The organism is Pseudomonas sp. FW305-25 (assembly GCF_017351415.1).
GTDB classification, from domain to species: domain Bacteria; phylum Pseudomonadota; class Gammaproteobacteria; order Pseudomonadales; family Pseudomonadaceae; genus Aquipseudomonas; species Aquipseudomonas chlororaphis.
On the sequence record NZ_JACNDE010000042.1, the window covers coordinates 44,831 to 57,719 of the forward strand.

Consider the following 12,889-nt stretch of genomic DNA (forward strand, 5'->3'; position numbering starts at 1 on the left):
CATGCCCGATAAAATCGATAAAACCCCGGCCAAGGCCAACTTCAAGCACATTCCGGTGGTGGACATCGCCGGCCTGTTCAGCATCGAGCTGGAGCACCGGCTGGCCGTTGCCGAGCAGCTGGGAGCGGCCGCCAGCGAAGTGGGCTTTCTCTACATCACCAGCCATGGTATCGACCCGCAGTTGATCGCCGGCCTGCGCCAGGCCGCCAGGGACTATTTCGCCCAGCCCCTGGACAGCAAGATGCAGCACTACATCGGCACCTCGAAAAGCCACAAGGGTTTCGTCCCCGAGGGCGAGGAGGTGTATTCCAAGGGCAAGCCGGATCACAAGGAAGCCTTCGACATCGGCTTCGAAGTCGCGGCCGACGATCCTCTGGTCCTGGCCAACACGCCGCTGCTGGGGCCGAACGAGTGGCCAGAACTGCCCGGCTTCAAGGAGGCGGTGCAAGCCTATTACGCGGCCGTCTTCGCCCTCGGCAGGCGCCTGTTCGGCGGGTTCGCCCTGGCCCTGGGCCTGGAGGAAAACTATTTCGACGCCCTGGTCACCCGCCCGCCTTCCAAGCTGCGCCTGATTCACTACCCGTTCGACGACGTGGCCCAGGATGCCCCCGGCATCGGCGCCCACACCGACTACGAGTGCTTCACCATCCTGCTGGCCGACAAGCCGGGCCTGGAGGTGATGAACAACCTGGGCCAGTGGATCGACGCCCCGCCCATTGCCGACGCCTTCGTGGTGAACATCGGCGACATGCTGGAGGTGATGACCGCCGGCGCCTTTGTCGCCACCGCCCACCGGGTGCGCAGCGTCAGCGAGGAGCGCTACTCGTTCCCGCTGTTCTACGCCTGCGACTTCCATACCCAGATCAAGCCTTTGCCACAGTTCGCCAAGGCCTCGGACGACTATGAGCAGATCACCATCGGCGAGCACATGTATGGCCAGGCCCTGCAGACCTACCAGTACCTGCGCAAGCGCGTGGAGAACGGCGAGATCCGCCTGCCGGAAAAGGCCCGCAAGCCTTCGAGCTTCGGACACCTGAAACACCAGTCGCAAGCGTCCTGACCACCCTTTTGCCCTTTGCTTCCATCCCCTGGAGAGACCCACGATGCTTAACAAAAACAACGTTGCTCGCCTGACCCTGCTCACCGCCGGCCTGTTGTGCGCCACCGCCGGCCTGGCCTCGACCGCGACACCCGGACAGCTGAAGATCGGCATGGAAATCACCTACCCACCGTTCGAGTCCTATGACAGCGAGAAGAACGTGGTCGGCTCCGACCCGGAACTGGCCCATGCCCTGGCCAGGCACATGAACGCCAAGGCCGAGTTCGTCGACACCAAGTTTCCCAGCCTGATCCTCGGCCTCAACGCCGGTCGCTACGACGCGATCATTTCCGGCATGTACATCACTCCGGAACGGCAGACCCAAGCCATGACCATCGCCTATGCGAAAACCGGCGCGGCGATCATGACGTCCAAGGACAGCGGCCTGAATCCGCAAACCCCTGAAGACCTGTGCGGCCTGAAGGTCGGGCTGGAACAGGGCACCACCTGGGTCAGCCAGTTGCAGAAGCTCTCCAGCGACTACTGCGTGCCGAACAACAAGGGCGCGATCAGTGTCAGCGAATACCCCTCGGCACCTGAGGTGACCCAGGCCCTGCTGTCGAAGAACATCCAGGCCCAGGTGGAAATCGCCGGCGCGGCGAAGATGATCGCCGAACGCACCCAGGGTCGGGTGGTGGTCACCAGCCAGCACCTGATCTATCAGCAAACCCTCGGCATCTTCGTCAAGAAAGGCAACGACGCCACCTACAAGGCGCTGCAGGAAGCCTTCGCCGAGAGCCGCAAGAACGGCGAGTACGCCGCGATCCTCGGCAAATACAACCTGGAACCGGTGACTGACTGACAAGCCACTGCGGCGCAGGGATGCGCCCGTGACCGGCCCCCGATCGAGCGCGCAGCGCCCGTCCTGATGCCTGCGATCCGAAGCCGCCCGAGGTGTTTATGCAATTTGACTGGTCCTACTTCATCTCCCTGTTCTCCCTGCCCAGCTTCTGGCACGCCTGCGTCACCGTGGTCCAGCTCAGCGCGCTGGCCTGGTTCATCGGCATGCTGCTGGGCTTTCTCCTGGCCTCGGCCAAACTCTCCACGGCCGCCTGGATCAGAACCCCGGCAGCGCTGTACATCTGGTTCTTTCGCAGCATTCCGCTGCTGGTGCTGGTGGTCTTCGTCTACAACCTGCCCCAGCTGTTTCCGGCCACCGGTTCGGTGCTGTCCAACCCCTTCTACTCGGGGCTGCTCGCCCTGGTGGTGACCGAAGCGGCGTACATGGCGGAAATCCATCGCGGCGGGCTGATCTCGGTGGCCAAGGGGCAGAAGGAAGCCGGCCGCGCGCTGGGCATCGGCCTGATCGGTCTGCAACGGCTGATCGTCATCCCCCAGGCCTTCCGCATTTCCCTGCCGACCCTGATCAACGAGTACATCACCGTGGTCAAGCTGACCTCTCTGATCTCGGTGATCTCCCTGACCGAACTGCTCACCGTCGGCCAGCGCCTGTATGCGCAGAACTTCCTGGTGATGGAGACCCTGGCCGCGGTGGCGGTGTACTACGTGCTGATCGTCACCCTGTTCGCCTGGCTGCTGCAGCGCCTGGAGCGCCACCTGGACCTGAACCTGCGCACCCCGCAAACCCTGGATGACGCCGGCACCGAGCGGCTCCGGCAACAGGCACAACCGCAGCACAGCCGCCCTCGCCCACGACCGGTAGCCGGCAGCGCCCCAGCCCTGCAACTGCAAAACATCCACAAGCGCTACGGCGATCATCAGGTGCTCAAGGGCGTCGACCTGAACGTCGCCAGTGGCCAGGTGATTTCCATCATCGGTCCGTCCGGCTCGGGCAAGACCTCGCTGATCCGCACCATCAACGGCCTGGAGCGCATCGACCAGGGCGAGATCGTGCTGTTCGGCAACAGCTTCATCAGCGCTGGCGACAACCTCAACAGCCCGCAGGTGCGCGAGGGGGTGCGGCACATCGGCATGGTCTTTCAGAACTTCAACCTGTTCCCCCATCGCAACATCCTCGACAACATCTGCCTGGCGCCGCGTTACCACGGCAGCAGCAAGGCCCTAAGCGAGCAGCAGGCCTACGCCTTGCTGGACAAGGTCGGCCTGCTGGCCCACGCCCACAAGTACCCGCACCAGCTGTCCGGCGGCCAGCAGCAGCGCGTGGCGATTGCCCGGGCCCTGGCGATGGAGCCGCAGATCATGCTTTTCGACGAGCCGACCTCGGCCCTCGATCCCGAGCTGGTGGGCGATGTGTTGAATGTGATCCGCGACCTGGCCCGAGAGGGCATGACCATGTTGATCGTCACCCACGAGATGGACTTCGCCCTGTCGATTTCCGATCGGGTGATCTTCATGGAGGGCGGCAATATCCAGCTGGACGCCAGCCCGCAAGCAATCCGCGAAGCAGCGGCGGGGGAACGGGTCAGACGCTTCATGGGGCTGGAGCAGCCAAGCGCGACGGCACTGGCGGCGGCGCTCTGATCGAGTGCCGAACGCCAGCGACCCGGCGTTCAACCCAGGTCGAGCATCAAGCCGCTCAGGCGCTTGACCTTGCGCCGCACCGCCTCTTCGAACACCCCGGCCCGCGGCTCGATCAGGCTGAACCAGTCCTTGGCCCGGGTGATACCGGTGTAGATCAGTTCCTTGGTCAGCACCGGGTTCAGCGCCTCGGGCAGGATCAGCGCGGTGTGGGCGAATTCCGAGCCCTGGGATTTGTGCACGGTCATGGCGTACACGGTTTCTACATCGTTGAGCCGGCTCGGCAACACGAAACGCACGCCACCCTGGCCGTCGTTGCGCGGGAAGGCCACCCGCAGCACCAGGCGTCCGTCTTGCGTGCCTTCGTGCTCGGGCAACTTCAAGGCAATGCCGATATCGCCGTTCATCAAGCCCAGGCCGTAATCGTTGCGGGTCATCAGCACCGGACGACCTTCGTACCACTGTTGATCGCTTTCGATCAGCCGCGCCTTGAACAGGGCGGCGGTGATCCGCTGGTTCAACCCCTCGACACCCCAAGGCCCCTTGCGCACCGCGCAGAGCAACTGGAACTGGTCGAAGGCCAGCAGCACATCGCGGGCCCAGGCGGTCCAGCGCGGATCTTCCAGCGCTGTATCGGCAGGCGGGCGCTGGCCGCGCAACAGGCTCAGGTAATGCCGGTAACCCTGCGGCCCGTCGCCGTGGCCTTCCAGCAGCAAGCGCTCCAGGGCGCGGTCCTGCTCGCCCTTGAGGCTCAGGCCATACAGGTCGGCATGGCTGCGAGCGGCCAGCAGGCGGCGCGCTTCCTCGGCCTGCTGCTGGTTGACCCAGCGCGCCAGCTGGCCGATACCGCTGCCTTCGCCGAAGCGCCGGGAGTGGCGCAGCATCACCACCTGCTGGGCCAGCGGGTGAGTGCCGGCATTGTCTTCCTGCAGTCCGCTGTCCGCCAGTTGTTCACCGCTGACGGCCTCGAGCCAGCTGCGGGTCTGCGGGCTGTACCAGCCGGCCTCGGCATCGCGGCACAGGTCGCCAAGCACCGCGCCGGCTTCCACCGAGGCCAGTTGATCCTTGTCCCCGAGCAACACCAGGCGCGCGTGTACCGGCAGCGCATCGAGCAGATTGGCCATCATCTCCAGATCGATCATCGAGGCTTCGTCGACCACCAGCACATCCAGCGGCAAGCGGTTACCGGCGTGATGGCGGAAGTGCCGGGTGCCCGGACGATTGCCCAGCAGCCGGTGCACCGTGGTCACGTCGCTGGGGATCTTCTCGCGCACACTGTCGTCGACCGACAGGGAGCGCACTTGCAGGCTGATGGATTCGGTGAGGCGCGCCGCCGCCTTGCCAGTGGGCGCGGCGAGGCGGATGCGCAAAGGCTTGCCGGCTTCGACAGCCGGGGCCTGGAGCAAGGCCAGCAGGCGCACCACGGTGGTGGTTTTACCGGTTCCCGGTCCACCAGTGATGATGCTGAAGGCACCTCGGGTGGCCAGCGCACAGGCAAGCTTCTGCCAGTCCACCGGCCCCGCCGCCTTGGCCGCGCCGAACAGGCCGCCGAGGCGCTCGGCCAAATCCGCGGGAGTTTCCTCCTGCACCGCCAGGCGCTGGCGCAAGGCATTGTCGATGCGCCGCTCATAGGCCCAGTAACGGCGCAGATACAGGCGCTTGCCCGACAACACCAGCGGCCGCTGGCGGGCCTGCTCGCTCTGGTCGGCCGCCAACGCCACCAGGCGACTGGCCGCCAGGGCCTTGCACCAGTGCGCGCCGTCCAGCGTCGCCAGCACCTGCGACGGCAGTACCGCCGCCGTGCTTTGCAGGTCGCCTTCCGGCGGCAGGGACAGGGCGAAGTCCGGCTCCTTGAGGGTTTCGAACAGGTCCAGGCAGACATGCCCGTGGCCCAGTTGATGGCTGGTCAGCGCCGCGGCCATCAGCACCAGTGGATCGCCTTGTGACTCCAGTTCATGGAGGAAGCCTACGAAAGCCTTGTCCAGCGCGCGCAACCATCCGCGCTCGACCCAACGATCGAGCAACAGCAGCAAATCGCCGGCCCGAACCAGGGGCGCCAGGTCGGGCTGGGGTTCCAGCGGCGTCAGCAGATCCTCGATCACAGCAATACTCCCTGTTCCCACGCCGGCTCGGCCCTGGGCTGCTCGGGTTTGCCCTGGAACAAGCGGTCCAGGCGTTCGATCAGCTCACGGGGTGGCCGGGTGAAAAACACGCCGCGGCTGGCCGAGCCCGTGCCGCGCAAGAACAGGTACAGGGCACCGCCCATGTGCCGGTCGTAATCGTAGTCCGCCAGGCGCGCCCGCAACTGGCGATGCAGGGCCAGCAGGTACAGCACGTATTGCAGGTCGTAACGGTTGTCGAGAATCGATTGTTCCATGGCCTGCTCGGTATAGGCGGCGTCATCCACGCCCAGCCAGTTGGATTTGTAGTCGGCCACGTAATAGCGCCCTTGATGCTCGAAGGTCAGGTCGATGAAGCCCTTGAACATGCCATTGAGCAGTACCGGTTCGGCGGTCACCCGAGGCACGCTTTGATGGGTGTACTGGCGCACCAGCTCGTCGAGCTTGAGCACATCGACCTTGTGGCTGGCGAACCAGAACTCCATCTCGACCCGGTATTGGCTCAACTGCGCGAGCACCACCGGCGGTCGCCCCGCCCCGGCTGGCAAAGGCAGTTGCAACAGATTCCGCAACCAGTCGCTCAGGGTCTTGATCCAGCCTTGCCAACCGCGGCGATTACAGCGCCGAGCGATGGCGTCCTCAATGGCGACGGGGTCGGCGGCGAACCCCTCGTCACCGGCCCACTCCAGCAGGCCGTGGAGGAAGGTCCCCGGGTTCGGCCCACGGGGGAAACGATGGATGTCCGCGCCGCTGGCCACGACTTCACGCGGGGCATCGGGGTCGAGGCGTTCATCGTCGAAGAGTTTCTGCGCCTGCGGGCTTTCCGGCGCCTCGGTACTGCCGGCACCCAGGCTGTCGCTGATACGCAGGGCACTATAGGACGCGATCCACCAGTTCTCCGCGGCGCGCCGCTTGGGAGCCAGGGGCGCCAACAGGGTGGCGTCGTTGCGCGGTGGATGGAAACGGCTGTCGGTGGCGCTGGGCATTTCGCTGACACTCATGGCCTCGCAGCCTTGCTGCTGGTCTTGCAGCCAGCGCGCCAGGCCGCTGGACTCGTTCAACAACGCACCGCCGCCCAACAGGTAGCCCAGGGCCGAGAGGTGCAGCACCGAGCTGTTGTGGTTGCCGCGCTTGAGGTCGGCGACACCCAGCCAGCAGGCATGCTGGGCACGGGTCAGCGCCACATAGAGCAAGCGCAGGTCTTCGGCCAGACGTTCGTCGTCGGCCTGGGCAATCAGCTCCGGGGTTGGCCGTAGCGTCACCTGGGCCTTGCCCGACTCGTCGTGGTAGTGCAGCGGCAGGCGACTGCCATCCACCGGCTTGGCCGAACAGATGAACGGCAGGAACACCAGCGGGTACTCCAGGCCCTTGGATTTGTGGATGGTTACCACCTTGACCAGTTGTTCGTCGCTTTCCAGACGCAGGATCTGTTCTTCGCCAGCCTGCCCGGACAAGGCCAGGTGCTCGGCCAGGTGGCGGATCAGCGCTTGTTCGCCGTCCAGCTCGGCGGCCGCCTGCTGCAACAGTTCGGACAGGTGCAGCAGGTTGGTCAGCACCCGTTCGCCATCGCTGCGGGCGATCAGGGCCTGGGGCAACTGGAAGTCATGCAGCAGGCGCCGCAACATCGGCAGCACACCCTGGGTACGCCAGATCAGGCGATAACCGCGAAACTGCATGACCCGGCTCTCCCAGGCCAGCTCGTCCTGGTTCAGGCGCTCCAGCTCAACCAGTGGCAGGTTCAGGGTGATGGAGGCCAGCGCGGCGCGTAGTGGACGCTCGATATCCGGTTCGGCACAGGCCTTGAGCCAGGCCAGCAGGTCGTGGGCCTCCTGGGCGGCGAACACCGAGTCCTTGTCCGACAGGTACACGCTGCGCACCCCGCGCGCGGCCAGTTCGCCGCGCACGGCCTGGGCCTCCTTGCCATCGCGCACCAGGATGGCGATGTCCGCCGGCAGCAGGCCCTTGAAGGGCTGGCCGTCACGGGCGAAGCCGGCGCTGGCCTGCTGTCCGCCGTTGAGCAAGGCGACAATTTCGCTGGCGCAGGCCGCCGCCAGTTGCTGCCGATACAGCGCACCGGAAATGGCTTGCTCCGTGGACAGGTGCCAGATATTCAGCGCCGGCACCACCTGCCCGTCTCTGTGTAGCTGCTCCTTGCGCCCCTGGGAGGCCACCGACAGGAACGGCACCGGGTTCTCTCCGTTCTTTTCCCGGAACAGGAACGCGCCGCGTCCCTGTTCACGGGACTCGGCACGCTCGAATACGTGGTTCACCGCCTTGACCATGGCGTGGCTGGAACGGAAGTTGGTGCCCAGGGTATGCAGGCGGCCGTTGGTGGCCTGGCGAGCGCGCAGGTAGGTGTAAATGTCCGCCCCACGGAAGGCGTAGATCGCCTGCTTGGGGTCGCCGATCAGGAACAGCCCGGTCTCGGGGTTGTTGTCCTCGATGCGGTAGATGCTTTCGAAGATCCGGTACTGCACCGGGTCGGTGTCCTGGAATTCGTCGATCAGGGCCACCGGGAACTGCTCGCGAATCAGCGTCACCAGACGCTCGCCACCCTCGGCCTGCAACGCGGCGTCGAGGCGCAGCAGCATGTCGTCGAAGCCCATCTCGGCACGGCGGCGCTTCTCCTCCTCGAAGCGCGCGCCGACCCAACGCGCGGCGTGTTGCAGCACCGCAGCGTCGGGGCTCGGCAGGGCATCGAGCGCGACCTTGAGCCCGGCCATGGCGTCCAGCGCGGGATGATCCGGCGCATCGCCTTTCCAGGCCTCGGCCATGCCTTCGGGGGTCAGGCGGCTGAAGCCGGTACCGATATCCAGTTGTTCTATGGACTCGTCTTCGGCCCAGGCGGTGATCTTTTCGAACCAGGGCTCGAAGTAACGCGCCTGCATCTTGCGGCCATCGACCGTCTTGCTGGCGACGCCTTGCAAGCAGATCTCCCGCAGTTGCTCAGCCCATTGCCGCCAAGGCGCCTTGAGCTGCACCAACGCCGCGCGACGCTCCAGCAAACAGGCTTCGATCAACTGCGCCGGCGTCTGCTCCGCGTCCACTTCTCGCTCGCTGCCAAACAGCGCGCGCACCCTGGGCAGCAAGGCCGCGGGCCCACCCCAGTTGGCCCGCACCCAGTTCAGCGCATCACCCTGCATCGGGTAGCAAAACAGCCGCCAGTAGTCGCGCAGCACTTCGCCCAGCAGATCGCTGTGGTCGGTTTCCAGGGTCTGGGTAAACAGGCTGCCACTGTCGAACGCATGCTCGCGCAGCATGCGCTGGCACCAACTGTGGATGGTCGAGACCGCGGCCTCGTCCATCCATTGCGCGGCGATGTCCAGGCGGCTGGCGCAACCCGGCCATTGCTCGGCAGCGAACTGATCGCGCAGCTCGGCAATCAGCGCGTCGGGCGCGGCGGTTTCATCGCGGAAGAAGCGTGCGGCTTCAGCCAGGCGGGTGCGGATCCGCTCGCGCAGTTCCTTGGTCGCCGCATCAGTGAAGGTCACCACCAGAATCTGCGGTGGCAGCAACTCGCGACCGAACCCGGCCGGCTCGCCGCCGTGCCCCAGCACCAGGCGCAGGTAAAGCGCCGAAATGGTAAAGGTCTTGCCCGTACCGGCGCTGGCTTCGATCAGTTGGCTGCCCCGCAGCGGGAACGCCAGGGCCAAAGGTGCTTGCCGGGTCATGTGTCAGCCTCCCCATTGGCCGCGGAGCGCCAGGGCGCCTGTAAGAGTGGGCGATACAACGCATCAACCCAGCCGCTGAAGGTTTCGTCGGCGATCAACGCGTTGTAGTCCGGGTACTGGCGCGCCAGGGCCGGGCTTTCCCGACGCTCGCCATCGCTGGTCTGGCCGTCGCCTTCATAAGCTTTGCGCGCCGCCGCTTCGGCCTTGCCCGGATCGCTCTGGCCCAACCAGGCAAAAGCGGTTTTCACGGCTACCGGCAACGGCTGGCACATGCCCGCCTGCCAGGCCAACAACAGATCGCCCAGGCTTTGCAGCGCCGATTCGCGGTCCAAAGGCGGCAGCAACAAGGTGTCGTCGCTGGCCACCAGCGCGGTGGTCAAGGTATAGCCGCTGGCACAGGCCACCAGATGATTGACCCAGGGCCGGGTCAGGCGGTGCCATTTGCGGGTCTTGGGTGAGCCAATGCTGTTGGGGATGGTGGTGACCGACAGCAGCCCGCCGTCGCTACGTTGGTGCAGGCCGCTCAGCCAGCCTTCGAGCTTCACGTCCTTGAGTTCAAGGGTAATCGGCAAGGCGCTGGTGACCGGCGCAGGCCATAACTCCAGCAATTGCCGATAGCGCATCAAAAGATCCGGCAAGGGCTCGATCAGCTCTCGTTGCAGGCTCTCGCCAAAACCGGCCATGGGTAACAAGCCGCTGGCCTGTAGCCGTTGCGCCTGGGCCTGCAGGGCCTGGTCCGGATCATCGGCGCAGTTCAACGCCGCCTCCAGCAGGCTGTCGCTCAGGCTGTAGCGTTGCAGCGCGTCGAGTACAAAGGGTTCCTCGTCGGCCAATGGCGCGTCGGCCGCCTCGAAGAACACCTTGAGGCGCTGACTGAAGAAATGTCGCACCGGGTTGCGCAGGAAGTCCTGCAACTGCCCCAGGCTCAACGGTTCCTCCTGGACATAGGGCGCCAGAGGCTCAAGCGCTTGAGCGGCCGCTTGGGTCTGGTGCAACAGCTGCCACTCTCGGGCATAGCTGAACAGCCCATGGCCTTCATGGAAGTAGCGGGCACTGAACGGTTGCAGTGGATGCTCCTGGGTCATGGCGTCGAGCGGATTGTCCTGGTCATTCGCCAGCTTCCAGCCACTGGCCAGGTGATCGCGCAACTGGCCGATCAGCACCGAGGCCGGGCGCTCGCTGTTGTCGCGAATGCTGCGACCGACCCAACTGACGTACAGCTGATCCCGCGCCGAAAGCAGCGCCTCCAGCAGCAGGTAACGGTCGTCTTCGCGCCGCGAACGGTCACCGGGCCGGTAGTCGCTGCCCATCAGGTCGAAATCCAGCGGCGGCTGCGCCCGCGGGTAGTCGCCGTCGTTCATCCCCAGCAGGCATACCAGCTTGAAGGGAATCGCGCGCATCGGCATCAGTGTGCAGAAGTTCACCGCACCGGCCAGGAAACGCTGGGACAAGCGGCCCTGGTCCAGGCCAGCCAGCCAGGCTTCGCGGACCACGGTCAGCGGCAGCTCATCATGCAGGCCAACCGACTCGCAGGTTTCCAGCCAGGTTTCGCGCAAGTCTTCGAGTTGGCTCAGCAGGTAGTCGTCATGCTCGGTACTGGCCAGGAAGAACTGCTGCGTGAGTGCTTGCAGGCGCTCGCCCCACTGTGGCGGCGAAGCCGGCAAAGTGAGGTTCTGATACGCCATCTCCAGGGCATCGAGCAGAGCCACCAGCGGCCCGATCAGGGCCGCATCCAGGCCGCCGATCTCATCGTAAGGCTCGATCCCCTCGCAGGCATCGGAACGTCCCACGGCGTAACCCAGCAACATGCGGCGCAGGCCGAAACGCCAGCTGTTCTGCTCCAGTTCCTCGGGCAATCCCAGGTCGGCCCGTTGTTCGGCATTCATGCCCCAGCGGATGCCGGCGCCTTCGATCCAGCGATGCAAGGTCGGCAGATCGGCCTCATCAACGCCAAAACGTGCGCGTAATGCCGGAACATCCAGCAGGTCGAGGATTTCGCTGACGGGGAACCGGCTGTCCGGCAGCTTGAGCAGATGCTCCACGGCAATCAACAGTGGGTCGCGGCCACGTTGGCCCTGGTCCGTCAGGGTGAACGGAATAAAACGCCGATCGTCACGCTCCAACTGGCCGAAGACCGCGCGAATATGCGGTGCGTAACTGTCGATATCCGGAACCATCACGATCACATCCCGCGGACGCAATTCAGGGTCCTCACTAAAGCGCGCAAGCAGCTGGTCATGGAGAATTTCCACTTCGCGCTGGGCACTGTGGGCAATGTGAAAACGGATCGACTTGTCCTGGTGCAGATCGACCGCCGGCCACAACTGGCGGGTCTCCTCCAGCGGGCGCAATTCGAGGATATCGTCCTGCAGCTGATTCAGCAGGGTCTGCGGCTGACTCTCGCTGAACAGGTCGATACGGCCGTCGCGAAAGGCCGAGCGATAGCTGTTGGGATCGTCATAGCTGTCGAGCAGGTTGATGTAGTCACGGCCCTGTTTACCCCAGGCGGCGAGCAGCGGGTGGGCATGTTGATGCAGGGTCTGCGGGTCGAGCACCGCGGGCATTCCCGCCTTGCGCGCCTGACGTTTGTATTGATGGCGCAGCAGGTCCTTGTCGGCGACGATATCCGCCCAATGGTGACGACAAGGGTTGTGTACACACAGCAGGACCTGGCTGAAGCGGGCCAGTCCGGCCAGGGCTTCCAGGGCTTGCGCCGGCAAAGAGGAAATCCCGAAAACGATCACTCGTGAGGGCAACCCTTGTGGCGCCTTTTCCAGGTTGAGGATTCGTTCGATGAAACGTTGGTGAACGCCGGCGCGACTTTGCGCCATGCCCTCCTCCCCCACATCCAGCAACAACGCCCGCCACAGTTCGGCCTGCCAGCAGTTGGCGGGGGTCAGGGTCTTGGGCTCACCTCGAGCGCTGCGTAGTTGATGCCTGCCTGCAGCCCAGTCTTCCAGCCAGTCGGCGCGATAAACCTGATATTGGTCGAACAGGTCAGCCAGGCGCTCGGCCAATTGATAGCGCTTGCGCAGATCCGTGTCGTGAGTAAGGAAACGGCGTAGGGGCTCGAAGTGCGGCTGATCGATCAGTTCGGGCAAAAGCCGCATCAGGCGCCAGGTCAGCGGCGCTTTATCCAGCAGGGATTTGGGCGGGATCTCATCGCGTCCCAGCACCATGCGATAAAGCTGCCACATGAAACTGCCGGGGAGCTGCACATCGATGGCAGCAGCGATGCCACAGCCGCCCATGTCGTCATCCTCGGAGTCCTCAGCCAGGGCCAGCTTCAGCCATTGGGCGATGCCGTTGCTCTGGACCAGGGCGATCTCATTCTCCAGCGGCGCCAAGGGGTAACGCCGCATCCAGCTGACCACCAGGCTGCGCAACTCGTCCAGGCGGTTACCGTGAACCACCATAAAACCAGCGCTGAGGGACGTGGCGTCCGGCATAAGGGCTTCCTTGGAAAATGCAAAAGCTAGGGCCGAACCTTAGCACTGTCACGCAGCGGTGACAGCTGAGAGGACCAACGTGAGTGTTGCGAGGAATAAGGCATTTTTTGT

General features: G+C 64.8%; 6 protein-coding genes. 3 read left to right on the plus strand and 3 right to left on the minus strand.

Annotated elements, in window-relative coordinates; genetic code table 11:
• The first annotated feature begins 1 nt into the window (after position 1).
• From J4E58_RS27550 to J4E58_RS27560, 3 genes are all read left to right on the plus strand, one after another.
• Positions 2 to 1,060: an isopenicillin N synthase family oxygenase gene (locus J4E58_RS27550; RefSeq protein WP_087092578.1), complete on the plus strand. Its 1,059-nt coding sequence runs from the start codon at positions 2 to 4 to the stop codon at positions 1,058 to 1,060.
• Positions 1,061 to 1,103: 43 nt separating this feature from the next.
• Complete coding sequence (locus J4E58_RS27555) at positions 1,104 to 1,901, plus strand: ABC transporter substrate-binding protein (RefSeq protein ID WP_053259545.1); 798 nt, start codon at positions 1,104 to 1,106, stop codon at positions 1,899 to 1,901.
• 98 nt (positions 1,902 to 1,999) lie between these two features.
• Positions 2,000 to 3,541 (plus strand): amino acid ABC transporter permease/ATP-binding protein, encoded by a 1,542-nt coding sequence (locus J4E58_RS27560; RefSeq protein ID WP_087092579.1) that lies wholly within the window; start codon positions 2,000 to 2,002, stop codon positions 3,539 to 3,541.
• A 29-nt stretch (positions 3,542 to 3,570) separates the two neighbouring features.
• On the opposite strand, the gene recD is transcribed toward J4E58_RS27560, so the two are convergent.
• From recD to recC, 3 genes are read right to left on the minus strand one after another with little or no spacing between them, the layout of a single operon-like run.
• Positions 3,571 to 5,640, minus strand: coding sequence for an exodeoxyribonuclease V subunit alpha (gene recD / locus J4E58_RS27565; protein ID WP_087092580.1), 2,070 nt, complete (start codon positions 5,638 to 5,640; stop codon positions 3,571 to 3,573).
• Positions 5,637 to 9,329, minus strand: a complete 3,693-nt coding sequence (gene recB / locus J4E58_RS27570) for an exodeoxyribonuclease V subunit beta (protein ID WP_087092581.1) — start codon at positions 9,327 to 9,329, stop codon at positions 5,637 to 5,639. The genes recD and recB overlap by 4 nt, the downstream gene beginning before the upstream one ends.
• The gene (recC, locus tag J4E58_RS27575) at positions 9,326 to 12,778 is read right to left on the minus strand and encodes an exodeoxyribonuclease V subunit gamma (RefSeq protein WP_087092582.1); all 3,453 of its coding nucleotides are present in this window, start codon (positions 12,776 to 12,778) and stop codon (positions 9,326 to 9,328) included. Before recC ends, recB begins: the two co-directional genes overlap by 4 nt.
• Positions 12,779 to 12,889 lie beyond the last annotated feature (111 nt).